The sequence below is a fragment of the Acidobacteriota bacterium genome (genome assembly GCA_004299485.1).
Taxonomy (GTDB): domain Bacteria; phylum Acidobacteriota; class Terriglobia; order Terriglobales; family SCQP01; genus SCQP01.
The window spans coordinates 25285-50528 of the sequence record SCQP01000001.1 but is presented as its reverse complement, the minus strand read 5'-3'; the positions used below and the strand labels follow the sequence as shown (position 1 = coordinate 50528).

Annotated in this window: 21 protein-coding genes, 1 tRNA gene and 1 pseudogene; 10 read left to right on the top strand and 13 right to left on the bottom strand. The window is 65.1% G+C overall.

Annotated elements, in window-relative coordinates; translation table 11 throughout:
* Positions 1-15 precede the first annotated feature (15 nt).
* Positions 16-411 carry a RidA family protein gene (locus tag EPN33_00220; GenBank protein TAN24233.1) on the top strand — a complete coding sequence of 132 codons (396 nt, stop codon included), beginning with the start codon at positions 16-18 and terminating at the stop codon, positions 409-411.
* A gap of 50 nt (positions 412-461) precedes the next feature.
* On the opposite strand, the gene rpmB is transcribed toward EPN33_00220, so the two are convergent.
* Positions 462-680, bottom strand: a complete 219-nt coding sequence (rpmB, locus tag EPN33_00215; protein TAN24232.1) for a 50S ribosomal protein L28 — start codon at positions 678-680, stop codon at positions 462-464.
* 50 nt (positions 681-730) lie between these two features.
* Here rpmB and EPN33_00210 point away from each other — a divergent pair, with 50 nt between their 5' ends.
* Complete coding sequence (locus tag EPN33_00210; protein ID TAN24231.1) at positions 731-1000, top strand: hypothetical protein; 270 nt, start codon at positions 731-733, stop codon at positions 998-1000.
* Positions 997-3399, top strand: coding sequence for an endonuclease MutS2 (locus EPN33_00205; GenBank protein ID TAN24230.1), 2403 nt, complete (start codon positions 997-999; stop codon positions 3397-3399). Before EPN33_00210 ends, EPN33_00205 begins: the two co-directional genes overlap by 4 nt.
* 296 nt (positions 3400-3695) lie before the next feature.
* On the opposite strand, the gene EPN33_00200 is transcribed toward EPN33_00205, so the two are convergent.
* Positions 3696-7250 (bottom strand): TonB-dependent receptor, encoded by a 3555-nt coding sequence (locus EPN33_00200; GenBank protein ID TAN24229.1) that lies wholly within the window; start codon positions 7248-7250, stop codon positions 3696-3698.
* A gap of 339 nt (positions 7251-7589) precedes the next feature.
* On the opposite strand from EPN33_00200, the gene EPN33_00195 reads away from it, so the two are divergent.
* Positions 7590-7679: transfer RNA gene (locus tag EPN33_00195), tRNA-Ser, on the top strand.
* A 180-nt stretch (positions 7680-7859) separates the two neighbouring features.
* On the opposite strand, the gene EPN33_00190 is transcribed toward EPN33_00195, so the two are convergent.
* The 3 genes from EPN33_00190 to EPN33_00180 all read right to left on the bottom strand — a co-directional run bounded on the left by EPN33_00190 (position 7860) and on the right by EPN33_00180 (position 10061).
* On the bottom strand, positions 7860-8237 hold the full coding sequence (locus tag EPN33_00190) for a DUF3887 domain-containing protein (GenBank protein TAN24228.1): 378 nt from the start codon (positions 8235-8237) through the stop codon (positions 7860-7862).
* An 84-nt stretch (positions 8238-8321) separates the two neighbouring features.
* Positions 8322-9044 carry a DUF1648 domain-containing protein gene (locus EPN33_00185; GenBank protein TAN24227.1) on the bottom strand — a complete coding sequence of 241 codons (723 nt, stop codon included), beginning with the start codon at positions 9042-9044 and terminating at the stop codon, positions 8322-8324.
* 6 nt (positions 9045-9050) lie between these two features.
* Positions 9051-10061 carry an MBL fold metallo-hydrolase gene (locus EPN33_00180; GenBank protein ID TAN24226.1) on the bottom strand — a complete coding sequence of 337 codons (1011 nt, stop codon included), beginning with the start codon at positions 10059-10061 and terminating at the stop codon, positions 9051-9053.
* On the opposite strand from EPN33_00180, the gene EPN33_00175 reads away from it, so the two are divergent.
* A complete protein-coding gene (locus EPN33_00175; protein TAN24225.1) occupies positions 9690-11912 on the top strand; it encodes a S9 family peptidase in 2223 nt (740 codons plus the stop codon). The genes EPN33_00180 and EPN33_00175 overlap by 372 nt on opposite strands.
* A gap of 237 nt (positions 11913-12149) precedes the next feature.
* Here the strand turns inward: EPN33_00175 and EPN33_00170 are convergent.
* From EPN33_00170 to EPN33_00160, 3 genes and pseudogenes are all read right to left on the bottom strand, one after another.
* Positions 12150-12343, bottom strand: a pseudogene (locus EPN33_00170) (type II toxin-antitoxin system HicA family toxin).
* A complete protein-coding gene (locus EPN33_00165; protein ID TAN24224.1) occupies positions 12340-12555 on the bottom strand; it encodes a type II toxin-antitoxin system HicB family antitoxin in 216 nt (71 codons plus the stop codon). Before EPN33_00165 ends, EPN33_00170 begins: the two are co-directional and overlap by 4 nt.
* A gap of 43 nt (positions 12556-12598) precedes the next feature.
* Positions 12599-14962: a penicillin acylase family protein gene (locus EPN33_00160; GenBank protein ID TAN24223.1), complete on the bottom strand. Its 2364-nt coding sequence runs from the start codon at positions 14960-14962 to the stop codon at positions 12599-12601.
* Positions 14963-15042: 80 nt separating this feature from the next.
* Here EPN33_00160 and EPN33_00155 point away from each other — a divergent pair, with 80 nt between their 5' ends.
* Positions 15043-18129 carry a glycosyl hydrolase gene (locus tag EPN33_00155; GenBank protein TAN24222.1) on the top strand — a complete coding sequence of 1029 codons (3087 nt, stop codon included), beginning with the start codon at positions 15043-15045 and terminating at the stop codon, positions 18127-18129.
* On the opposite strand, the gene EPN33_00150 is transcribed toward EPN33_00155, so the two are convergent.
* Positions 18119-18517, bottom strand: coding sequence for a type II toxin-antitoxin system VapC family toxin (locus tag EPN33_00150; GenBank protein ID TAN24221.1), 399 nt, complete (start codon positions 18515-18517; stop codon positions 18119-18121). The genes EPN33_00155 and EPN33_00150 overlap by 11 nt on opposite strands.
* Entirely contained in the window at positions 18502-18771 is a 270-nt protein-coding gene (locus EPN33_00145; protein TAN24220.1) for a type II toxin-antitoxin system Phd/YefM family antitoxin, read from the bottom strand. Before EPN33_00145 ends, EPN33_00150 begins: the two co-directional genes overlap by 16 nt.
* Before the next feature lie 29 nt (positions 18772-18800).
* Here EPN33_00145 and EPN33_00140 point away from each other — a divergent pair, with 29 nt between their 5' ends.
* Positions 18801-19847 (top strand): glycosyltransferase family 1 protein, encoded by a 1047-nt coding sequence (locus EPN33_00140; protein TAN24219.1) that lies wholly within the window; start codon positions 18801-18803, stop codon positions 19845-19847.
* Here the strand turns inward: EPN33_00140 and EPN33_00135 are convergent.
* The gene (locus tag EPN33_00135) at positions 19834-21144 is read right to left on the bottom strand and encodes a divalent metal cation transporter (GenBank protein TAN24218.1); all 1311 of its coding nucleotides are present in this window, start codon (positions 21142-21144) and stop codon (positions 19834-19836) included. The genes EPN33_00140 and EPN33_00135 overlap by 14 nt on opposite strands.
* 261 nt (positions 21145-21405) lie before the next feature.
* Here EPN33_00135 and EPN33_00130 point away from each other — a divergent pair, with 261 nt between their 5' ends.
* The 3 genes from EPN33_00130 to EPN33_00120 are packed head-to-tail and all read left to right on the top strand — an operon-like array spanning position 21406 to position 24446.
* Entirely contained in the window at positions 21406-21846 is a 441-nt protein-coding gene (locus EPN33_00130; protein TAN24217.1) for a PadR family transcriptional regulator, read from the top strand.
* On the top strand, positions 21839-23983 hold the full coding sequence (locus EPN33_00125; protein ID TAN24216.1) for an FtsX-like permease family protein: 2145 nt from the start codon (positions 21839-21841) through the stop codon (positions 23981-23983). The genes EPN33_00130 and EPN33_00125 overlap by 8 nt, the downstream gene beginning before the upstream one ends.
* The gene (locus EPN33_00120) at positions 23841-24446 is read left to right on the top strand and encodes an FtsX-like permease family protein (protein TAN24215.1); all 606 of its coding nucleotides are present in this window, start codon (positions 23841-23843) and stop codon (positions 24444-24446) included. The genes EPN33_00125 and EPN33_00120 overlap by 143 nt, the downstream gene beginning before the upstream one ends.
* Before the next feature lie 6 nt (positions 24447-24452).
* Here EPN33_00120 and EPN33_00115 read toward each other — a convergent pair whose 3' ends face one another.
* Positions 24453-24872, bottom strand: coding sequence for a PIN domain-containing protein (locus tag EPN33_00115; GenBank protein TAN24214.1), 420 nt, complete (start codon positions 24870-24872; stop codon positions 24453-24455).
* Positions 24872-25117, bottom strand: a complete 246-nt coding sequence (locus EPN33_00110; GenBank protein TAN24213.1) for a type II toxin-antitoxin system prevent-host-death family antitoxin — start codon at positions 25115-25117, stop codon at positions 24872-24874. Before EPN33_00110 ends, EPN33_00115 begins: the two co-directional genes overlap by 1 nt.
* Between the last annotated feature and the right edge of the window lie 127 nt (positions 25118-25244).

Genomic DNA, 25244 nt, shown 5'->3' with positions numbered 1-25244 from the left:
CGGTACACTGTTCTCATGCCTGCTCTGGAAACCCGCTCCACCGTTGCCACTCCTAACGCTCCCGCTGCCATCGGTCCTTACGTGCAGGCCGTGCGCGCAGGTGGATTCGTTTTTTGCTCCGGTCAAATTGCACTCGACCCGGCCAGCGGCAAGCTGCTGGAGGGCGATGTGCGCCAGCAGACGGAGCGGGTGCTGCAGAACCTGAAAGCCGTGCTGGAGGCCGCGGGGAGCAGCCTGGCGGGCGTGGTGAAGTCGAGCGTGTTCCTCGCGGAGATGGGCGACTTTGCGGCGATGAATGAGATCTACGCCAAGGCGTTTCCGCAGAATCCACCGGCGCGGTCCACGGTTGCGGTCAAGGATCTGCCCAAAGGCGCGCGCGTGGAAATCGATGTGATTGCGCTGGCGGGATAGTTCGAAGTGACTGATCCTGTGCCCTGCTTCGCCAAGGCTACGCAGGGCGCTTAGGCGGCCGGCTTCGTCTGCCGCCTAAGCGGCTTGGCGGCCTTGCCGGACTTGATGCAGTCGGTACAGAGGCGGAGCTTGACGGTGCCGCCCTCGGGGCGCTGGACGCGGCTGAGTTGGAGATTGACGTTCCAGCGCCGCTTGGTCACGTTGTGGGCGTGGCTAATGCGGTTGCCGAACTGCGGTCCTTTGCCGCACAAATCACAGACGCGTGCCATAGATGAAGTCCTCTCGCGAATAAACTACGATTATACAGGAGGAAGGGGTTATGGGCCAGCGTGTGGGCGATGAGGTGGACGACTACTGCAGCCATTGTCACCGCCTGACCAATCACACGGTGGCGGCGCTGGTGGGGGATGCGGTGGCGACCACGACCTGCCGCACCTGTGGGTTTCAGCATCCCTGGCGCGGCGGCACGGCGCCGGCGCGCAGCAGCAAGCCGAAACTGACGGCCTTTGATCAGGTGCTGGCGGGCATCCTGGCGACCGAACCGACGCCCGCCGCGCCGCCCAAGGCGCGGTCGCGCAAGAAGAAATGACCGCCTCCGATCGCGCGCTGGCGCCTGGCGCCGCCCCGCCCGACGCGGAGGCGGTGCTGGCGCTGCTGGCGGCGTATCTGGCGACGCCGCTGGGCGGGGAAGCGCTGGCGGCGCTGCGTTTTTATCGCGACCGAGAGGAACTGGAGCGGCTGCAGCGGCGCTGGAGCGAAGCTGCGGTTTGGCGGCGGGAGCGTGGGGCGTTTCCGTTTGCGGCGCTGGGGGATCCGCGTCCGTTGCTCGAAGACGCGGCGGCGGGCACACTTGACGGTCCCGCGCTGGTCCAGATCGCGGCATTCGCCGAACAAACGGGGTCGCTGCGGGCCAACCTTCTCGACGCCGCCGGGCAGGATCCACGCGAAAGCTGGCCGTTGCTGGCCGAATTGGCGGAAGGGTTGCCGCGGCTGGACGCGCTCGCGCAAGGGTTGCGGCGGGCGCTGTTGCCGAGCGGCGAAGTGAGCGACGAGGCTTCGCCTGAACTTGCCCGGTTGCGCCGGCAGCTTGGGCGGCAGCGGCAGTTGATTGAAAGCGCCCTGGGGCGGGAAATGCAGAAGCTGGGCAGCGGCGGCGATGGGGCCCTGCAGGACACACTGATCACGGTGCGCAACGAGCGCTTCGTGCTGCCGGTGCGGGCGGAGGCGCGCCGCCGCGCCCCGGGGGTGGTACACGGCGCCAGTTCCAGCGGGCAGACGGTGTTCGTCGAGCCGCTCGAAACCATCGAGCTCAACAATGAAGCCATCCGGCTGCGGGAAGCCGAACAAGCCGAGCAGCGGCGCATTCTGCGCGAGCTGAGCCGGCAAGTCGCCGCTGCCGCGCCGCAGATCGCGAGCGCGGCCGGCGTTTGCGGCGCCCTCGAGCTGGAAGCGGCCAAGGCGCGGTTTGCGGAGGACTACGCCGCCACCAGGGCGGAGTTCGGCGAGGCGCTGGAGCTGCGGCAGGCGCGGCATCCGCTGCTGGTGGCCACGTTGCGGGGGCAGGCGGATCGCGCCGTCGTCCCGCTCACGCTGCGGCTGGCGCCGGAACGCATGCTCATCGTCAGCGGCCCTAATACCGGCGGCAAGACGGTGGTCCTCAAGACGGTGGTGGTCGCGGCCTGGATGGCGCAATGCGGTTTGCCGGTGTGCGCCGGCGGCGCGGAGTTGCCGGTGTTTGATGCTCTCTGGGCCGATATTGGCGACGTGCAGTCGATTCAACAAAACCTGAGCACATTCTCCAGCCACCTGGTACACATTCGCGGGATTTTGGAGGCGGTGACGCCCGCCAGCCTGGTGCTGCTCGACGAATTGGGCACGGCCACGAATGCGGCGGAAGGCGCGGCGCTGGCCATTGAAATTGGCGCATGGCTGCGGGAGCGCGGCTGCTGGACGCTGATTTCGACGCACCATGACAGTCTGAAAGCCTGGGCCAGCCAGCAGCCGGGCGCGGTGGCCAACGGTTCGGTTGCGGTCGATCCGGTGACGCTCGCGCCCAGCTATCAATTTCGCATGGGCGTGCCCGGGGTGTCGGCCGGGCTGGACATGGCGGAGCGCCTGGGGCTGCCGGCCGCGATTATCGCCGGCGCCCGCGGGCGGCTGTCGCGCGAGCAGGTGGAGGCGGCGGAGTATCTGCAGAAGCTGCAGGAAAACCTGGCAGCAGCCGAAGAACAGCTCCGCGGTCTGGAGGCGCGGGAGCGCGCGGTCGGGGCGCGGGAGCAGGCGCTGGCGGCGCATGACCGCACCTGGCAGCAGAAGCAAATGGCGAGCCTGCGGGCAGAGATGGAGCGGCGGTTTGCGGCGTTTGCCGAGGCGGGCGACCGGCGCTGGCAGCACGAGCTGGAGGAGCTCAAGGCCTCGCTCACCGCCGCGCAGCAGCGCAAGCTGGCGGCGGCGCGCTCGCGCCAGCGCCGCGAAGCTGCCGAAGCCTGGCAGGCTGAATCGGCGGCGGCGCTGGGGGAGGAATCGGCGGCGGCGTCTTCACGGCCGGAGGTGCATCCCGGCGATCCGGTGCGGTTGCGTGGCTCGCGGGCGCTGGCCCGCGTCCTGCGGCGGCTCGCCGATGGGGGCTACGAAGTGGCTGCCGGCGCGGTGCGGATGCAAGTTGGAGCCGCCGAGATCGAGGCCGTGTCACCGCCGGCGCGGCCCGCGGCGGCCAGCGCTGCGGATCCGGACCGGTTGACGCCGGCGACGCTGGAGCTGAACCTCATTGGCCTGCGCGCGGATGAGGCGGAAGCGCGCCTGGACAAATTTTTGGACGCGGCGCTGCTGGCGGGCGCTGAGCAGGTACGCATCGTACACGGCGCCGGGTTCGGCGTGTTGCGCAAGCTGGTCGCCGACGCGCTGCGCGCGCATCCGCAGGTGGCCCGCTTCGCACACCCGCCGCAGAACCAAGGCGGCACCGGGGTTACCCTGGCAGAGCTCAAATAGGCGATCGACCGGCGCTATAGTTGACGCGTGAGGACCACCGTTACTCTTCCCGACGAGCTCGTAGCCAAAGCTCGCCACTAGAAGGGCATTCAGGAAACGTCGCGCCTGCTGCGCGGATCGCTGACGCTGATAGTTCAACGTGAGGCCGCGCGCCGGTTAAAGCACTGCTCTCCTGTGGACGGTTGGTCGGCGCCTACAGGAGGTGGCGACCGACCTCGGCTTGGCGATTGCCCGGATTCAATAAAAACGGGGCGTGCGGAAGGCACGCCCCGTCGCGCTATGGACTGCGGCGCAGGTTAGAAGACGAAGCTGATGCGGCCCTGGAAGGCGCGGGGAATGCCGGAGGCAAACGTACCCGTGTTCAGGCCGTACTTGTTGAACTGGCCGAGCCGGGTGGTGTTGGTGAGCGAATCGGGGCTGCCGTAGTTCCCGGCCGTGGCGGGGCTGTAACCCACGCCCAGCGAGCCGCCCATGACGTTGCCCGGAGGATCATAGTTGCCGACATTGAACAGGTTGAAGACATCAATTTCCGGCGTCAGCGTGAAGCGGTCGCCCATTTTGATGTCCTTGGCCAAGGTCAGGTCGGTATCCATGAAGGCATCCGGCATGATCTGCTGGGGATTGACCTGTACGTTGATGTAGGGCTTGACCAGATCCAGCGCGGAGAGTTGCGACTGGTTCATCAGGCCGGCGGAGAGGAGGGCCTCGCCTGCCGGAGTGTCCGTCAACGCCTCGGAGGCGTTGTAGTTGGTAATCGCCGCCTGCAGAGCTTGCGGCGAACCGAGGGTGCGGTTGAAGGCGCCCAGGTTGCTGCCCGGCAGGATGTTGCCGGTGGAGCCGCTGCCGTAGAAGTCAGTCTGGAAGATCTTCCCTGGTCCGGAGCCGGTATCGCCCAAGCGCGGCGTAACCGGGAAGCCGGTATCAAAGTGATTTACCGTAGCGAAACGCACGCCCCACGGCAGGTTGAAGACGCCGCCGACGCTCAGTTGCGAGGTGCGATCATACCCTTCCGGACCGTAGTAAAAGCGGGGATTGTCATTATTACCCGCGCCGCCGCCGAAGGAGCCAGAGAACTGATTGGCGTCCAGCCGTCCCAGGGCGTAGCTCACGGTCAGGCTGCTGATGTGCATGGCACCGAAGCCGGCGAAATTCTCCAGCCGTAGTTCCATTTGCAGCGCGCGGTACTCGGAGACCGCGCCATTGCGGTAGGTGGTCATATTCCCAAAGTTGGGATTGCGTCCGCCGAAGGCAAAGCTGGGCGAACCGATGGCGGTGTTGGTGCCCGAGCCGAGCGAAACGCCGCTGCTGTTGCCCAGCAACTCGCTTTGGATGATCGGGTTGGTGATCGGTGTGGCCGCACAGCTTCCGCATGGGACATAGGTCTGTCCCTTGGCCGCGGCGTTGAGCATGTTCTGCACCGTATCCTGAGGGGTAGCCCCCTGGGCGGTGCCGAGATCCGAGGCCGCCGCGTTGATGGCCGTGATCGCCGCCGCCTGATTCAGGTAGCGCGCCGCGCCCACGTCGTTCAGATCCTGCTGCAACAGCAGGTCAAAGCCTTTGTTTTCGACGAAGTTCGCGGACAGCACGGCGCCGGGCATTAGCTGATGCTGCACACCAAAGTTGAATTGCATTGCATAGGGCGAGCGGTAGGTGCTGTCAAACAGGGGATTGCCGCCGATGTTCGAGCCAGGGGCGCTCTGCCCGGGCACGCCCAGGATGGTCGGTGTTGCCGCGGCGCTGCTCCGCGCGAATGCCGCCGCGCTGGCGGACAACTGCGTCTGCACCTGCAGCAAGGTTGGCGTGAGCTGGGCAATCGACTGGGTAGTCAACGCGCTGCCACCGTTACACAAGAAGACGCAATTCCCAAAGGCGTCGAGCACCTTATTGCCGTTGGTGAAGGGGAAGGCTGGGGCGACTGCGGCGCTGATGTAGTTGGAGCGCTCGAACATGACGTTGTTCCAGATGTTGTTCTGATAGTACATGCCCGCACCGGCGCGGATGACCCAGCTCCCCTTACCGCTCGGGTCCCAGGCGATGCCCACGGTGGGGGAGAAGTTGTTGGGAATGTTGGCGGCGTGAGCCAGGGTGGGGAAGGCGTTGCCGACCACCGAGGGGTGTACCAGATCGGTGTTCACTTCGCCGGGATCGCGCTCGAAATGGATGCCGTAGTTGATGGTCAGGTTCGACTTCGCCCGCCAGGTGTCGGCAATATAGAACGATTTGCGCTGGTTGAAGACGCCGCCATAGGGCTGGCCATGAACCGCCAGGTTGGAAAAATAGCCCTGTCCATTGGCGAAAACGACGAACTCCGGCGCATAAGCGGTGATGTCGCTGGCGGAGCCGCCGTTGACCGGACCGTTGCTCACCGAGGGGCCGACCTGCGGCCCAGAAGCGAAAAAGGCCGCATAGACGTCGTTGGCGATGTGGTTGTACTCCACGCCGTAGCGCACGGTGTGATTGCCGAAGTAGAAGCTGCCGTCGTACTTAGCCTCATCGTCAAACTGCATGGTGCTCTGCGGGGAAAGCAGATTCGGCCCGAACGACTCGCCCGTATCCTGGAAGGCAATGTTGATCGGAATATTGGGCGCGCCGGCGACCGGGTTGCTGTAAATGTGGTTGACGAACAGCAGGTGGTCGTAATGGAAAGTGTGGGTGAAGCGGCCATGGGTATAGGTAGCCGAAATGTCGTGCAAGTTAGAGACGTCCTCGTTGGTGAAGGGCTGCAGGCTGGTGCCGCCAATCACCGATGGAGGCACGACGCGATTGCTGCCGTGCGCGAAGTAGTAGAACATCTTGAAGTTGGGCGTGATGGTCCAGTCCACGCGGGCGTCGGCGTCCTTTTCAAACGCGGGGGTTAAAAAGAAACCGTTGTACTGCGGGAAGTCCGGCATTTCCACCGACGAGTAGGCATTGCGGTCATAGCGTTCGCCGTTGACATAGAAGAACAATTTGTTCTTGACGAGCGGACCGCCCAGGGAGAGGCCATCCTGGTTCTGCTTGAACGGCGGCTTGACGGTGGTCAGCGTCGGGTTGGCGGCGAAGCGTGCACTGCGGTAATTGGCAAAGGCTTCGCCGTGCCAGTCGTTGCTGCCGTGATTGGTGGTGATGTTGACCTGGCCGGTGTTGCCGATGTCCGAAGAGGTGTCGCCCGAGGACTGGCTCACCTGAAACCCATGAACCGAACTGGAGGCGAGATTGAGGGTGGTCGTGCCGACGGTCTGATCGGTAATGTCGGCGCCATTGACATTGATTTCCGTGGTGCGGCCTTCGGCGCCCTGCACGGACAATCCGGCGAAGCCGTTCTTGGTGGGATCGAAGTTGCCGCCATCAATCATCTGCACGCCGGGCTGCAGTTGCGCCAGGGCGAGGAAGTTGCGGCCGATGTTGGGCAGGTTCTTGATCTGCTCGGCGGTAATGGTGCCGCCCACCACGGCGGTGGTGGTATCGACCTGGACGGTGCCGGCGGAAGAACTGACCTCGACCGTCTGCGTGGCCGAGCCAATCTGGAGCTTGAAGGGCGCGTTCGTCATCTGGTTCACGCGCACGACGACATTTTGCTTGGAGGTGGAAAAGCCCTTGGCAACGGCGGAGAGCTGATAAGTGCCGGGCGGGAGGGCGGTGAAGGTGAACTTTCCGGTGCTGGTGGTGGCGGCGGGGGTGACGGACCCCGTAGCTTGCTGCGTTAACAGCACCGTGGCGTTGGGCACCGCGGCGCCGCTGGGATCAGTGACGGTTCCGGTGATGGCTCCGGTAGACGTGGTTTGCGCCATCAGCATGCCGGTTGCGAACAGCAGCAGGCAAGCCACACTCATCAGGCGCATGGAAAAGCGAGCGAAGTGGCGACAACTCATTGTTGTTTAGATTCCCCTTTCACATAAGCGTTTACTTCACGCTGCGATAGGTCTACTGGGCGCGAGTGTAGTCCGACTGGAGGTTGTTGTCAATGACATTTCTGTAACCGCCCATCCGGTAACACGCGGAGAATCGGCGGTTATTGCTAATGGCGGTTGGCAAAGCAGGAAGTCGGCCTACGCGGGGCCGGGAGGCCTTAAAATTAGTTAAGGGCGGGTGGCTCGCCACTTTTTGCCCTGGTCGCTCCCGTTGGTCGCTTGGAGTGCGGGCTTCGATTGCCGGCAGGGTCCGCCCGCTGGCGCTCCGGGCTCCTCCAAGCTGCCGCGACCGGCGCGTGCGGAGGGATGGGTGAGCGGTTGAAACCGGCGGTCTTGAAAACCGCTGTACCGGAAACGGTACCGGGGGTTCGAATCCCTCTCCCTCCGCCATTCCTTTTGCTACTGGTCCTGGCGACCGGTTGTACCCGAGTTGGGTGGGTGGCTCGCCACTTTTTGCCCTGGTCGCTCCCGTGGGTCGCTTGGAGTGCGGGCTTCGATTGCCGGCAGGGTCCGCCCGCTGGCGCTCAGGGCTCCTCCAAGCTGCCGCCGTTTGATTCGGCCGCTGGCCAGTTATTGAAAGTGCAGACCGGTGATCTGGCCCTGAGCGTTGATGATCCACTCGACGGTGACGGGGCCGTGGGCGAACTGGCAGGCGACTTCGACCAACTGCTGCTCCTTCACGGGCTTGCTGGTGACGCCGGTGATCTGCTGGAAGGCGCCGAAGCGCCGGACCACGTGCATCCAGACCAACTGCAGGATTTGCCCGGGAACTTCCTGCGCCATTTCCGGCTTCATTGCCTGCTCGACGGCGTCATAGTTCGCCGAGGCGAGGTTGGTGACCGCCTGTTTGGCGATATGGGCATAGTCGGGCGCCTGGGCGAAGGCTGAGGCAAAGAATAGAAAAATGACGGCAGCGACAGTACCGCTGCGGCGAAACCAAGTTTCCATTTCGGGATAGTAACACGCGAAAGAAGCGATCAGCGGTCAGCCGTCAGCCATCAGCTATTGAGGCAATGCTGGCGGGATTGCGCACTAATGCGGCGAGGAGAGGAGCATCGCCACGGTAATGGCAGCGCCCGTCGCGCCCAGTAGCCACCAGGACAGCGGATGGGCAAAGTTCAGGGTGTAGCCGAAGCCAAACTGCTTGGGGACGAGAATCGACGGGTCGTCGGGGTTGTAGTAAACCACGCCGGCGACCCAGTGGGCTTGGTGGTGAGGCTCGGGTGGGGGCGAGCTGCGTGGGTGGGCGCCGGCGGGGTGTGATTGCCAGGCCACCAGGACGGCGATGGCCGCGGCGCAGGGAATCAACACGGTGGGCACGATGACGAGGGCGTTGGCGGCGGAGAGGCTGGCGCCGCGCAAGGGCAGCAGGGCCACGAAGCTGAAAGCCAGGGCGAGGAGGTAGGAACAGGCCAGCAGCGCCCACGCGGCATTGCGCCGGCGGGCGGGGCTGGCGGCGCCGCGGGGGTGTCCGGCCCAGTGCAGGGTTGCCCAGCCGAGGAAGAGATCCAAAGCACAAAAAAGTGCGGCGAGCAGCAGCATGCCGTACACGCCCCAGAAGTTGCGGGTAGCCCAGCCGTTGACCTGGCCCTGCAGATCCCAGTGCACCGGAAAGCGTGCGGGAATAAGCAGCCAGTTGGCGTGGAGAAGCGAGGCGGTTGCGGCGAGGATCAGAAACGGACCCAGAGAAGCCCAGCGGAAACTGCGGCGCGCCGGCGGCAAGGGATTGGCGGGGAGGAGAGCGCTGGTGGCCATAGGCGATTAATCAATGACCAGAGGCTCGCCGGGCGCCAGCACGCGCACTTGCGTCTGCGGCGCCGCGGCGGCCATGGCGGCGGCAAAGGCCTGGAGACTGCCCCTGGTCTGGAAAAGAAAACGGTCGCGAAAGCCGCTGTAGGAGAGCCGGTAATGTGTGGGCACGGCAAAGCGGGGCTGGAGGAGGCCGGCAATCGCCGCCGCCTGCTGGGGGTTCATCACCAGTTGGTGGTTGAACCAGAAGGGCAGGCGCAGGCCCTGGATGGGCAGCAGGGCCACATCGGGGTGGGAGTAGCGTTCGGTCAGGTTGCGGGCTTCGGCCACGCCCAGGGAGTCGGCCGCGAAAAAGACGCGCCGTCCGCCGCAGTGGAGGACGTAGGTGTTATCGGGGACGCCGTGGCGGGAGGGGGTGGCGCTGACGCGCAGTGGTCCCAGGGTCACCGAGCGCCAGGGTTCCAGCGGAAAAATATTGCTGAAGCCAGCCCGACGCGCCGGCTTCTCCATGCCCCGGTTCACGATCATGGGTACGCCCCGGTCACGGTATTGGGCGAAACTCTGCATATCAAAATGGTGGAAATGATTGTGACTGCAGACTACGGCAGATAGCTGGGGCAGATCGGCCAGGCGCAGGCCCAGGGGCTCGCCATGGTGGTGCCCGGGGCGCTCGGCGAACCAGGGATCGGTAAGCACACTGCAAGCTCCGAACTGAATGAGTACGCTGGCGTGGACGATGCGGATGATGGTGAGCGGTTCCACAAGAGGTCCTCGCCCCGGGGGGCAGCTTGGATTATACTCACGGCCATGGACAAAAGGTACAAACCCACCCTCGCGCTTCTCACTGGACTGTTGACCGCGGCCACGCTGGCCGGCGCGCAAAGCGCACCGGCGGCGCGCCGTCCGCTGCGGATCAACGACCTGAACGCGGTGCGCTCCGTCCGCGATCCCCAATGTTCGCCGGATGGTCAGTGGGTCGCGTATGTAGTCAGCAGCATTAATGTCAAGAAAGACAAGCACCAGTCACATATCTGGATGGCCAAATACGATGGCAGTGAGAACGTGCAACTGACGAACTCCGCCGACGGCTCCGAGTCTTCGCCGCTGTGGTCGCCCGACGGTCAGTACCTGGCCTTTACCTCTTCCCGCTCCGGGCCGGCCAAAGGCAATCAGGTGTGGCTGTTGAACCGGCGGGGCGGGGAAGCGGTGCAGTTGACCGCGACGCTGGGTTCGCTGCACAGCTTCGTCTGGTCACCGGACAGCCGCAAGCTGGCGCTGGAGATTGAAGACCCTTCTGCAGCCACGCTGTACAAGCTCTCGCATCACGATCAGGCGCAGCCGCCCTCACCGGTGGTGATCCAGCATTACTTGTTCGAGGCGGACACCGTCGGGTATTTGACCGGCCGCAAGACGCATATCTACATTTTTGATCTGGCCACGAAAAAGCTCTCGCTGCTGACCGACCCGCGTTACGACCAGAGCCACCCGGCGTGGTCGCCGGACAGCCGCCGGATCGCCTTTTTCAGCAACCATGATGCCCATCCCGACCGCGATTACACCGGCCAGCTCTACGTCATGGATGTGCGCCCGGGCGCGGTGGCCAAGCAGTTGACGCAGGAGGACTACTACGCCACCGGCCAGCCGGCCTGGTCGCCGGACGGCCACACGATCGCGTTTCTGAAATCCACCGCGCCGAGGGTGAACATGTACGCCATGCCGCGGCTGGCAGTGATCGCTGCGGATGGGTCGGGCGCGCCGCGGCTGGTGGCGCCCAGTTTCGACCGCGACGTCAACAATCCGCATTTCACGGCCGACGGCCAATCCATCGAGGTGACGGTCACCGATGACCGCTCCAGCTACCCGGCCAGGTTCGCGCTGGCCGATGGCAGCGAAACCAAGCTACTGAATCCGCCCATCGTCGTGTCGGACTTTACCGAGAAAGCCGGTTGCGAGGCGGCGATCATTGGCTATCCGGAAAAAGCAGATGAGGTCTACCGCCTCGCTGGTGGTACGGTGCATCAGCTCAGCCACCAGAACGACAAGCTATTTGCCGGACTGCAGTTGGGCAAGGTGCGGGGGGTGGAGTTTACGGCCTCGGATGGCAACAGCGCGCACGGCATTCTGACGCTGCCGGTGGATTATCAGACCGCCAGCCGGGTACCGTTTTTGCTGCGCATTCATGGCGGCCCGACCGGGCAGGACGACTACAGCTTCAGCTTTGAAAACCAAATTTTTGCTGCTCACGGCTATGCCGTGCTGAACGTGAACTATCGCGGCAGCAATGGCCGCGGGCAGGCGTACTCACAGGTGATTGCCGGCGACTGGGGCAACCTGGAGGAAAAAGATCTGGAAGCGGGTGTGAACTGGGCGATCCAGAGCGGCATCGCTGACCCCAACCGGCTGGGAGTGGGCGGCTGGAGCTATGGCTGCATCTCGACGGATTACATGATCGCCTCCGATCCGCGTTTCAAGGCGGCCACTTGCGGCGCCGGCACCGGCTTTACCTTCTCGCTCTACGGGGTGGACGAGTATATCCGCCAGTACGACAACGAGATTGGGCCGCCGTGGGATGCCAAGGCCTGGGCCACCTACCAGAAGATCGGGTATCCGCTGCTGCACGCGGACCGCATCAAGACGCCCACGTTATATATGAGCGGGTTGCTGGATATGAACGTTCCCATGGTGGGCAACAAGCAGATGTACGAGGCGCTGAAGACGCTGAATGTGCCGACCGAACTGGTGCTGTATCCGGGGCAGTGGCACGGCTTCCGGCGGCCCAGCTTTTTGCGCGACCGCTATCGGCGGTATCTGGACTGGTATGCGAAGTACCTGCTGGGCAAGGGGGCGACTGCGGGGGACGCAGCGGAGCGGTGAGGGCGGTCAGCCATCAGCCATCAGCCATCAGCCATCAGCCATCAGCCATCAGCCATCAGCCATCAGCCATCAGCCATCAGCCATCAGCCATCAGCCATCAGGCGGGATGGGCGACGGCGGAGTTGGTGACAAAGGTTAAGGTCTGGGACCTCCCGGACACAAGTGCCAAGCTGAGCGCTGAAAGCTGATGGCTGACAGCGAAGTTCTATACATGAGCGCGGCGGCCGCGACACTGCGTTAGCGCAATTGTGGAATACCCAATTGCTGGCAGATCCGGCGCGCGAGCTGGTCGGGGAATTCCTTATGGCGTGGGACGGCGCTGAAAGCGCCAGTACGAGGATTTGTCCAGTCCAGATGGAGTGCGCGGCTCCCTCGCGCCGAAGCGCGCAGCCAAAGCGGCGCAGGTGCCGCAAGAGCGCCCAGCGCTTCACGCGATGGTGACGACCTCGCGCTCGGCGCCTTCCGGCACAGCGCGCAAACCTTCGTTCCTGCGTTCTTCGAGGATCAACTGGATCGCCGCCGTCAGGCTTTCCCGCGCTGCGTCCTTGGTGCGCCCCTGTCCGTTCGCTCCGGGGATTTCCGGACTGTAGGCGATAACCCACTCTCCGTCGTTTTCGAAAACGGCGGTGAATTCGTTGTGCATGCCCTCAGTGTACAGCCGCCAGTGCCGGCGGTGACGGGCCGCACTATGGGTGCAAGGCGGTGGGTTCCAAGGTGAGGGTTTGGCCGGTGACGGACTCGATTTTGGTGCGACTGAAGAAGATGGGGAAGTATTTGCCCTGGGACCAGAGGACGTAGAGGTCGCGATAGTGCGGACTGCGCACGTCGCCGGACTGGCCGGGATTGTTGAGGCCGACGGAGGCGTCCCAGTGGCCGGTGTCGGTGATGATTTTGAAGGATCCGCCCGCGACTTGGTTGGGGCCGTCGCCGGTGGCATCGACGGTGACGCCGCCGCCGCTGCGGGGGGCGTCGCCAACGTCGAAGCGGGCCCGGTCGGCAGGGGAGAGGATGGGGCTGAGGGGATGGAAGATGGTGGCGCGATGATACGTACCCCAAGGCGCCATGGGTCGTGAGGCCACCGCCTCGCGCAGGCTCTTGCGCAGCAGGGCGTCGCGGCCGGCGATCGGATCGGAACCGAAGCGGCCATCGGGGGCCTCCAGCCAGCGGATGCATTTGGTCAGGCTCAGGCTGAGATAAGGCTGAGCGGCTTTGGGGACGAGGAGCTGCTTGAGGTTGACCACGAGGCGGCGCTTCCAGGCTTCGAAGGTCGCCGCGGCGACGGAGTCCTTGTCGAGGACGTCGTTCCAGGCGAGGAGTTGGCGCTGGGCATCGCGCACGGGGCCGGTGGAGATTTGCAGGCCGCGCAGCAGGGGCACGAGCGCGCGCGCGGGCAGGGAGGTGTCGTCGTTCTGCAGCCGCTCCATGTCGCTGACGGTGAAGATTTGGCCTGAGCCCAGGACCTCGGCGACGCGGCGGGCGCGGAAGGCGTCGGCCCATTCGTAATGCAAGGCCTTCGCGTAGGGCCAGCCGTTGGGGATGAGGTAATTGTTGCTGGTGTTGAAGAAGCCTTTCGCGGGGTTATAGGCGTGCGGCAGGTCGAGAATGGGCAGGTAGCCGTCCCATTCGTAGCGGCCGTCGCCGGGCACGGGGACGAGGCCGCTCCAGTTGGGCCGGAGCGGGGTGATGCCCACGGCCTGATAACCGATGTCGCCGTTGACGCCGGCCCAGACCATGTTTTCGCTGGGCACGCGGCTGTAGGCGCAGGCGGCGCGGAATTCCTGCCAGTTGCGCGCCTGATCCATGCGCAAGCTGGCGAGATAGGGTGCGGCGCCTTTATCGAGCCAGGCGGCGCGAATCGCGTAGGCTTTGTGGTGGGCGGCGTCTTCGTAGACGACGGGGCCGTGGCGGGTGTATTTGAGCTCAACGTGGACCGCGGCGGCCCCTTTGACATCGATGGTGGTGGGGATGACCTGCATCGTCAGCCACTCGCCGCGGTATTTGTACTGCAACGGGTTGGCCGGATTGGTGTCGTAGACGTAGAGATCTTCGGTGTCGCCGCCGAAGATGGTCAGACCCCAGGCGCCGTACTGGTTGTGGCCGATGGAAATGCCTGGCAGGGCGGGTTCGCCGGCGCCAATCACGTCCCAGCCGGGCGCGACTAAATGCACCCAGTAGCGCAGGGAGGGGGCCTCCTGCATGCGGTGGGGATCGTTGGCCATGAGGGGGAAGCCGCCGGGCGTGAGGCGTCCGCTGACGATCCAGTTGTTGCTGCCAATGGTCTGCAACTGGCGCTCGAGATCGAAGGGTGTGGGCGGCAGCGTCGCTTGGGCGGTGGCTGCGATCTCGGTGCCATGAAAGCGCAGGGGGCGGCGGAAGGCGTTGTAGATGGCCAGGATTTGCGGCGTCAGGGGTGCGTTTTGCAGGGCCGGGTCGAGGGTGAGGTTGGGGTGGGTGGGTTGGAAGTTTTGCAGCTCATCGACCTCGGCCGGGCCAATGGCGCGCACCGCTTCGGCAAGGTTGATCTCGCGGTTGACATTGCCGAGCAGGCCATTGAAGCGGGTAATGACCACCGCCGGGGTCCAGCGCCCGGGCTTCAGGCGCAGCATTTTGAATTCGGGTGAGAGGAGTGCGGGGTCCTGCTCGGTGCGGGCGACATAGGCGTTGATGCCATCCACAAAGGCCTGCACGATGGCGGCGCCGTGGGGGTGATACCAGTTCAGCTCCTGCGTGAGGTCGCCGCGGTACTGGAAGAGGCGGTTGCCGATATCGCGCTGCACCGCGCTCGGACCCAACACCTCGGCCAGTGTACCAGTGGCCTGGCGGCGCCAGAGCTCGAGCTGGAAGAGGCGGTCGTGGGCGACGTTGTAGCCCTGGGCGAAGAACAGATCGTGCTCATTCTGGGCGTAGATGTGGGCGATGCCCCAGTGGTCGCGCCGGATGGTCACGGGCTGCGCGATGCCGGGCACGGTGAGCCGCGTGGCTGCGGGTGACTGCGCGGCAGTCACCGCGGTCAGTAGGGCCAAAATCCAGAACCAACGCCGAATGTGCATGATTCCCTCCCGAGAGTGCAAATCGCAGGGAGTATAACAAAAGCTGGCCAGCGGCGAGTGGGTGCGGTATGCTAGCGCGCATGAAACGCGCTCTCGTGTTGATCGCTTCGGCATGTGCCCTGGCACTGCTGGCTCCGGCTCAGTCCTCCTATCCTGCGACGCTGTTCCATAACCTGCGCTGGGTGAATCTGGGCCCCGGACGAGCGGGCCGCTCCATTGCCAGCGCGGGCTCGGCGGCGCGGCCGCTGGAGTACTACGCGGGCGCGACCGGCGGGGGCCTGTGGAAGACCACCGACGGTGGGTTGACCTGGAAGCCGGTGACCGATGGCCAGTTGCACAGCTCCTCGGTGGGCGCGGTGGCGGTTGCGCCGTCGAACCCAGATGTCGTTTACATCGGCATGGGCGAGAGCGCGCTGCGGGGCAACATCATGCAGGGCGACGGGGTGTACAAGACGAGCGACGGCGGCAAGACGTGGCAGCACGTGGGGCTCGCCGATTCGCAGATCATCTCGAGCATTCGCATTGATCCGGCGAACCCCGACATCGTCTATGTGGCGGCGCTAGGGCATCCGTCGGCGCCGAACGCCGAGCGGGGTGTGTTCAAGTCCACCGACGGCGGCAAGAACTGGAAGAAGATTCTCTACCGTAATGACCAGACGGGCGCGATCGACCTGGCACTTGATCCGCGCAACCCGCAAGTGATTTATGCCGCGCTGTGGCAGGCGTGGCGCAAGTCCTGGGGCATGGCCAGCGGCGGACCGGGCAGCGGGTTGTTCAAGTCCACCGACGGGGGCGGGACGTGGAAGGAAATTACCCGTAATCCAGGCCTGCCGACGGGCGTAATCGGCAAGATCGGGATCACGGTGAGCGGGGTCGATTCCAACCGGCTCTACGCATTGGTGGAAGCGCGCGATGGCGGCGTGTTCCGCTCGGACGACGCCGGGGCGACCTGGAAGCGGGTGAACAGTGAGGATACGGTGCGGCAGCGTGCCTTCTACTTCAGCAATATCTTCGCCGACCCGCAGAAGAAGGATGTCGTCTACGCCGGCAACGTCGGGTTCTATAAATCCACCGATGGCGGAGTGAGCTGGAAGCGGGTGCGAGGCGGGGATACGCACGCGGTTTGGATCGATCCCAACAACGATCAGCGCATGGTCGTGAGCAACGACAGCGGCGCGACGGTGACCACGAACGACGGGCAGAGCTGGAGTCCGGAGACCTACTCGACGGCGCAACTTTATCACGTGGCGCTGACGAAAGATGATCCCTACCAGGTTTGCGGCGCCCAGCAGGACGACGGCACGATTTGCGTACAATCGACGCCGCCACGCCGGTTCGGCGGCAGCGGGATGTGGGCAGCGGGCTATGACGTGGGGGGTGGGGAAAGCGGCTACATCGCGCCGAGCCCAACCGACCCCAACATCTTCTATGCGGGCAGCCAGGGGGCGCTGCTCAGCCGCTGCGACCGGCGCTCGGGCGAGTGCCGCGACGTCGAGCCGTACCCGCGCTTTTTCTCCGGGGAACCGTCGTCGGCGCTGCCGGAGCGGTGGCAGTGGACCTTCCCGATTGTGTTTGACAACTTCGATGCGCACATTCTTTACACTTCGTCCCAGCACCTCTGGATGACGACGGACGAAGGCCAGAGCTGGACGAAAATCAGTCCGGATTTGACGCTGCATGACCCGGCCACGCTGGGCGACAGCGGCGGACCGATTACGCACGACATGAACGGTCCGGAAGTTTACGCGACCATTTTCACCATCGCGCCCTCACACAAAGTGGCGGGCGTGATCTGGACCGGCTCGGACGACGGGCTGATTTACATTACCCGCAACCGTGGGAAAAGCTGGACCAACGTCACCCCGCCGGACATGCCGCACCTGGGGCGCGTCAGTCTGATCGAGGCCTCGCCGACCACGGCGGGCACGGCGTATGCCGCGGTCGAACGTTATTTGCAGGATGATCGCGCGCCCTACATTTTTCGGACCACCGACTTTGGCAAGAGCTGGACGAAAATCGTCAAGGGCATCGCGCCGGGCGATTACGTTCACGCCGTGCGGGCGGACCTCAAGCGCCCCGGGCTGCTGTATGCCGGCACCGAGCACGGGATTTATATTTCGTTCGATAACGGCGACCAGTGGCAATCGCTGCGGCTGAATATGCCGGATGAGCAGGTTTCCGACATCGAGCTGGCGGCGCACGACGTGGTGATTTCGACCATGGGCCGGGGCTTCTGGTCGCTGCGGAATATGGATTACCTGCGGCAGCTCACGCCGGCGGTGGCCAGCGCGGATGCGCCGCATCTGTTCACGCCGCGGGCGGCGGCGCGCGGTGGGCGCGGGCTGACTCTGAGCTATTACCTGCCGGAGGCGGCGCATCAGGTGAAGATCACGATTCTCGATGCCAACGGCCGGACGGTTCAAACCTACACTAGCGCCAAGCCGGGCAAGCACGCGCCCGCGGAGGAGAGCTTCTTCCGCCGCGCGCCGGCAGCGCCGGCGACCCAAGCCGGCATTAGCCAGTTCACGTGGGATCTGCGCTATCCCGGCGCCACGACGTTTAAGGGCATGGTGCTGTGGGGCGCTAACATTACCAACGGTCCTATCGCGCTGCCGGGCGGCTACCGCGCTGAACTCAGCGTCGATGGCGGCGCGCCGCAGGCGGTGCATTTCACCGTGCTGCCGAATCCGCATAGCAGCGCGACGATGGAAGATCTCAAGGCGCAGTTTGACCTCGACCAGCAGGTGGTTGCGGCCGAGAGCCGGGCGAATCAGGCGGTGATCGATGTGCGGGCGCTGCGGCCGCAGGTGCAGGACCGCATCGCTCAGGACGCCGCGCTCAAGGCTGATGGCGACGCTCTGGTGGCGCAGCTCACGAACATTGAGCACACGATCTATCAAACGAAGAGCCATGCTTCGGAGGATCCGCTGAACTTCCCGATCAAGCTCAACAATCGCATCGGCCATCTGATGGGTGTGATCGAGGGCAGCTACGATGCGCGGCCGACGGACCAGACGTATGCGGTCGTCCATGCACTCAGCACCAAACTCGAGCAGGTGCTGGCGCGGTTCCAGGAGATTCAGTCGGGTCCGCTGGCGGCGTTCAATCGCAAGCTGGTGGCGGCCGGCGAGGCGCCGGTGAAGCTCAAAGTGGGCCTCACCAAATGACGCGCACGCCGTAGCGCGCGAGCTGGCGGTCGACGGTGAGCAGCACCAGGTCTTCGACCAGGGCCTGCGCCACCAGCATGCGGTCAAAGGGATCACGGTGATAAAAGGGTAGAAGCTCCATTTGCTGCACGTAAGCAACCCGCAGGGGCAGTAGCGTTACATCCCTTGCGGCCGCTTCGCGCTCGAGATAACGCGAGGCGGGCTGCGGCAAATCGAGCTTGCCTGCGCTGGCCTTGATGGCTAGCTCCCAGATGCTCACCAAGCTGAGGTAGAGCTCATTTCCCCCACCGTCGAGCACACCGCGCGCTTCCGGGCCGAGCCGCGGATTTCCTTCGAGCGCCCACAGAAACGCGTGCGAGTCGATCAGGGCCTTCACGTTTCGGGAAATACCGGGCCGTTGTACATGATGTCTTCCAGCTCCGGGTCGGGGTCAAAGGCGTCGGGCGCGATCCAGATCCTGCCCCTTTCGGTCCCCCACTTGCGTAACTGGGGCAGAGGGACGAGGCGGGCGACGGGACGGTTGGCGCGGGCGATGGTGATGGTTTCGCCTTTTTCGGCGCGGGCGAGCAGCCGGGAAAGCTGCGTTTTGGCCTCATGCACGTTGTACTCGGACTTCTTCTTCGCACGCTTGGGTACGGCCATAGGCTGATAATGGACTAGGAAGTTAGCTAATGCAAGCGAGCCAGATGAAAGCCGTGCCGGACCTCGTTTTCGTGAGCGGGACGGCGGCGAATGTGCGGCAGGGAAGCGGGACGTTTGTGGGCATTGCGGCGCTGCAGGCGTCGCTACGCGCGCTGGGTTCGCGGGTGGAACTGGTCGCGCCCGCGGCCGCGTCGCCCTCGGCCTGGCGGAGGCTGGCGTTCAACTGGCGCCTGCGGGGCCAGGCCTGGCCGGAGGGCGCGGCGGTGATCGGCTTCGATTGGGATGGCCTGTTTGTGCCGCGCTCGCGGATTGCCTGCATCAAAGGCGTGCTGGCGGAAGAAATGCAATTCGAGCACGGGGTTCCCCGGGTCCGGCTCTGGATGCAATCGCGGCTGGAGCGCCGGCGCGTGCGCCAAGCCCACCGCGTGCTGACCACCAGCCGCTACGCCGCCGCCGCAATCGAGCGGCGTTACGGCGTGCCGGCCGACCGCATCCGCGTGGTTGCCGAAATGCTCGATGTTGGCGCGTGGGAGCGCGAGTTGGAGCAGGCGCCGGTGGTTCCCGACCGGCCGCTCACCATCCTCTGTGTTGCGCATTTGTACCCGCGCAAAGATGTCGGTACGCTGCTGCGGGCGACGAGCCGGTTGCCGGAGAGCGTGCGGCTGCGCATTGTAGGTGATGGTCCCGAGCGCAAGCGGCTCGAGCGGATGGGCGGTCGCGCAAGCTTCCTCGGCCACATCCCTCGAGCTGCGCTGCTGCAGGAGTATCGCAATGCCGATGTTTTCTGCCTGCCCAGCCGTCAGGAGGGGTTCGGGATCGTGCTGTTGGAATCCATGGCTTCGGGTCTTCCCATCGTCGCGGCACGCGCGGCGGCAATTCCAGAGGTCGTAGCGGAAGGGACGAACGCGCTGCTGTTTGCCCCCGGTGATCCCGGCGAGCTAGCCGATGCTCTCCAGCGTCTTTTGGCGGATGCTCGCTTGCGGGAGCAGATGGCTGCGGCGTCGCGCCGCCACGTGCGGAAGTTCGAGGCGGCGGTGGTTGCGGAACAGTTCCTCGCGGCCATCAGTGCAGGCTGACAATCAGGGCGACTGCCGCGGCGGCCGAAGCCAGCGCGGCCAGGCCGGCCACCACAGTCACCCAGCGGGAGTTCGTCCACGGGCCCATGATGCGGGGGTTGCAGGTAATCAGCAGCAACAGCAGCATCAGGCCGGGAGCCAAAAAGCCCTGCACAATGCCGGCGGCGATGAGCGCGTGGATGGGATTCATGCCCAGATAATTCAGCCCTGCGGCGACGATCATGACCGCGGTGATGATCCAGTAGAACTGGGGCGCATCCTTGCGCTTGGCCGAAAGGCCGCTCTTCCATCCGGCCGCGTCACAGACGACGTAGGCCGCGCCTATTGTCATCACCGGAATGGCCAAAAAGCCGACCGCAATGACCCCCACCGCAAACAGAACGCCGGCAGCGTGTCCGGCCAGGGGCGCCAGTGCCTGCGCCGCCTCTGCAGCGGTGTGAATGCTGCCCCAGCGCGTGGGATAGATTGTGGCGGCGGTAGACAGCAAGATGAAATACATGATCACGACGCTGAAAAACATCCCCAGGACAACGTCCCATGCCAAGGATTTGAGGGTGGTAGCCGAAGTGGTGGACGTACGGTCGCTGAGGCGGCGCCGTCCCATGGAGATGTCCTCTTCGACCTGTTGACTGGCCTGCCAGCCGTAAAGATAAGTCGATCCCGAGGTGCCGATCATGGCGACCAGCACCGCCAGGTAATCTCGATTCCAATGGATCTGTGGGACGAGAGTGGCTTTTACCGTCTGCAGCAAATCCGGCTTCGCCAGCAATGCCGAACCAATGTAGGCCAGCAGGGCGAGGGCGAGCCAGCGGAACGCGTTGCGGATCCAGGTATAGGAGCCGAATAGCTGAATGGCTAAAATGCCAGCGGCTATCGGCAGAACCCAGAACAGCCCCGGCAGGGGACTGAGGAGGTGTAAGGCCGCTCCCACGCCGCCCAGATCCGCCGCTGCCTCAATAACGTTGCCCGCTACGATGGCCACAACCACGGTGGTCAGGATCCATCGCGGGTAGTGCTGCCTGATTACGGCGGCAAAACCGACGCCGGAGACGTGGCCGATTTTGGCGGCCAGGTACATGACCACCGTCATCAGCGGAAACAGCACCGGAGCAGCCCAGAGGATTCCGGGGCCGAACGCTGCACCGGCGCTGGCATACGTGCCGATTGCCGAGGGATCGTCGTCGGCGGCGCCGGTGATGATGCCGGTGCCGACCGCCTGCACGGTTCCGCCGGGGGTGTGGGCAGGCAGGTGCGGCAGCGGACGGTGGTGGACGCGCCGTTCGGTGATTACGGGCATGGGAGAAGCTGCAATGTGAGAGACATGCTCCTAAGGTGCGGGTTGCTTGCATCGTCGAGTGGCTCGCCCCACCCGGCCAAGCCGGGCGACCCTCTGACGGCGGTCAGCGATCAGCGGTAAGCAGTCAGCGGGGTTCGATACCTGCGCGGGTCCGGAATTGGAGCGGTAATAAGGCGGCGGGTGGGGCACGTGCCACTTCCTGTTGACTTCCTACAGAAAGGCACGTACACTCCCTTCTGTTGGCTTTCTAAAGGAGATCCGATGGGAGAAAGCAAAGCCGATCGAATCACAGGCGCGGGGCCCCGCGTGGCTGCGCCACGCGACCCGCTTGACGCCGGGTCGGGCCGGGGGCCCCAGCAGCCCCAGCCCGCCCCCGGCGTGTTGCGCGGGACGCTGGATCTTTTGGTGCTCAAGACGCTGGAGACGCTGGGGCCGCTGCACGGCTACGGCATCGCACGGCGCATCGAGCAGGTCTCCGAAGATCTGCTGGCGATTAATCAGGGCACGCTGTATCCGGCACTGCTGCGGCTGGAGCAGAGGGGCTGGATACGGTCGGAGTGGGGGGCGAGTGAAAATAACCGGCGGGCGCGCTACTACTCGCTCACCGCGGCTGGGCGGAAGCAGTTGAGCAACGAAACCCGCGAATGGCGGCAGATGGCGGCGCTGATGGCGCGGGTGCTGGCGGGAGGCGAACGTGGCTGACGAGGGCCGGCTGCGGGAGGAGCTGGCGCAGCATCTGGCGGAGCTGACGGCCGAGTACGAGCGGCAGGGGCTGGCGCCCGAGACGGCGCGGCGGGCGGCGCGGTTGAGGCTGGGCGGGGAAGATCAAATCCGCTCGCTGTGGCGCGACGCGCGGCGGTTCTCATGGATGGAGCACTGGGGGCGCGATCTGCGTCTGGCAGCACGCTCGCTGCGGCGCTCGCCGGGCTACGCCGCGGCGGTGATCATTACGCTGGCGTTGGCGATTGCTGCCAACGCGGCTATCTTTAGCGTGACCGACGCCTTGCTGCTGCGGCCGCTGCCTTATGTCCAGCCGCAAGAGTTGGTCATCGCACAGGGCTCCAGCCGCGCGCATCGTTGGGCCGGCATCTCCTATCCGCAGTTTCGAGCCTGGCGCGACCAGAACCATAGCTTTAGCGCAATGGCGGCGTGGGGCGGGGCCGATGGCGTGCTCACCGGACGTGGGCAGGCGGTGCATTTGACGGGCATGATCGTTTCGGCCAATTTGTTTTCGCTGTTGGGCATACGGCCAGCCGTCGGACGATTTTTCCGGCGCGGCGAAGATCGCCCGCACGCCGATGACGGGGTCGACGCCATAGTGATCAGCCATCGCCTGTTCGAGCGGCGCTTTGGCGGCGGGGCCGCGGCATTGGGTCGTGTGCTCCATATTTCGGGCCATGAGTTCGTGCTGGTGGGCGTGGCGCCGCGCGGCTTCGTGTTTCCGCCGGGCATGGCCGAGGATTATTGGATCACGGCGGCGGCCTGGGCGGAGGCGAAGCCGGGGTTGGCGCCGCCGAGCCAGTCGACTGGCTTCAGATTCCTGGAGCCGATTGCGCGCCTGCGGCCCGGCGTGAGGGCCGAACAGGCCACGCGCGATCTGGATGCGATTGCTGCCGCGCTGCGCCGGCAGCATCACAACGGCGGGATGTATTCGGATGCCCGGGTTTCGGGTTTCCGGCAGACCTTCGTGGCAGCGTTTGCCACCGAGTTGAAGTTATTGTGGGTGGGGGCGGGTTTAGTGTTGCTGCTCGCCTGCGCCAACCTGGCGGGCTTGGGCATCGCGCGCGGCATGGCGCAGTTGCCGGCGCTGCGCACGCGTGTGGCTTTGGGAGCGCGGCCGCGTGACCTGATGGCGGGTATGCTCGCCGAAACCACGATGCTTGCGATTGGGGGTTGCGCTGCGGGTATGGCGCTGGCCTGGCCGGTGATTTTAGAGCTTGGCCGGCAGATGGAGGCTCCGGGGTTCACTCCGGTTCTCGACGGAAGGGTTGTGGGCTATACCGTGGCGCTGGGGGTTGCCGCCATGGTGCTGATCGGCTGCTGGCCAGCCTGGATGGCAAGCCGTGGCGCGGCCGCCGCCGCCGACGCTCGTGTCACGGGAGGACGTGAAGCGCATCGGAGCCGCAGCGTGCTGGTGATCGCGGAAGTTGCGATCGCGCTGGTGCTGGTAGCGGCTGCGGGATTGCTGGGCCGCACGCTGTACCATATGGCGCACCGCGATCCCGGATTCGATCCGCGCCAGGTGCTGACCGCGCAATTGACGCTTCCCGTGGCGATGCCGCTGGCCCGCCGTGCGGAGGTCGTGCGCAAATTCCTGGATCGTGTGGGCGAGCTGCCGGGCGTGAGCGCGGCCTCGGCCGGCTTCACCCTGCCGTGGAGCGGGATGTGGAGTCTCAATTCGCTGGCTGGAGCGGGCGGCAAGCCAATGCCGCGTGGCCACGGCTTCGGGTTTGATGTGGTGCAAGTGACGCCTGGGTATTTTCGCAGCCTGCGCATGCGTATGCTGCGCGGGCATGGTTTTGACGAGCACGATACGGTCAAGGCGGCTCCGGTGGTCGTTGTGAACCAGCGCTTTGTTGCCGAGCTGCGCCAAGCCATGCCTTCATTGCGAACTGAGGCTGCCGTCGGCATGGCCGTGAAGCCCTACATTGGCAACAACATGCCCGCGCACGATTGTAGGCGTGGTTGGCGATATCGTGACGCCTGGCAGCGCCACGCACGCGGCGCTATACCTGCCCTACGCGCAGGACGCGGATGTCTGGTCGCTGTCGCTGGCGGTGCGCGTGGCGCGAGGCGATCCGATGGTGCTGCTGCCTGCGGTGCGGCGGCAGTTGACTGAGGTGAGCCGGGATCTCGCGCTGGGCGATGCGCAGCCGCTGACGGCGAACTGGGACAACTGGGGTCAGCAGCCTGAGATGGCAGCGGGCACGGCGGGCATCTTTGGAATATTGGCGTTGCTGCTGGCGGCGACGGGGCTGTATGGACTGATGGCGTACGCGGTGCGGCAGCGCCAGCGGGAGCTGGGGGTGCGGATAGCGCTGGGGGCGCAGCGGAGCGACCTGTATCGGCTGATTTTGGGGATGGGGTTGAGGCTTACGGTTATCGGGCTGGGGATAGGTGCGGCGGGGGTTTGGGCGGTACGCGGGCTGATTGGCAGCCAACTTTATGGCCTCAGCCCGCTCGATCCGGCGACGCTGGCGGCGGCGACCGGCGTCCTGGCGGGGGCGGCGGTGGTGGCTTGTTGGCTGCCGGCACGGCGGGCGGCACGCGCTGACCCAATGCGGGCGCTGCGAACGGAGTAAGGCGGCTCAGTCGGTGATCCCGACGACCTGGAGGCCGTAGAGGCGGGCGGCGCGGGCGAGTGCGCGGTCATGAGTGGCGAATCCGAGTCCGCCGTGGAGCTCGTGCCAGAACAGGGCGCTGGCGAGATGAATTGCATCCAGCGCCTTCAGCGGCACGGCCAGTGGCCCGCCAGCGCGCGTCAGAATCGCCCGCGTGAGGTCAATCTCCTGCACGTGATCCAAAACCAGCGAGAGCAAAGCACGCCTTGTCTGCCAGCTCGGCTGCGGGGGCTGCTCCAGGCGAATGCGATCCAGGGAACGCAAGCACTCGACGCCGGTTAGCGGGCTGGCGACCACGGTTTCCCTCCGTTTTGCCAGCTCCAAAAAACCTGGTTGCCGGTAGACATAGCGCAACACGACGGATGAATCCAGATATAGAAACGCCATCAGCGCCGCCCGCGGTCCTGGAGCAGCATTTCGACTACGTCGAAGTCGACGTCGTTGGGTGGCGGCAGCGGGAGCCCCCGCAAGTCGCCCTTGCCGCTCCGGATGCGAATCCCGTTAGCCTGCGCCGGCCCCAGTCGCGCGACCGGCGTGCCGCGGTCGGTGACCGTAATTGCTTCACCCTCACGGGCCTCGCGCAGATATTGGCTGAGATGAGCCTTGAAATCGGCAATGCCTACCTGCTTCATGCCCTCATGGTAACCTGTACGGGTCACGGGCGCAAGGGGTTAGAATCGCATATGGTCCGCAAGGGGGAAATGGCGCCACGGCTTGAGGTGAGCGACCACGCCGGCGTGCCGCAAAGCATTGCTACGC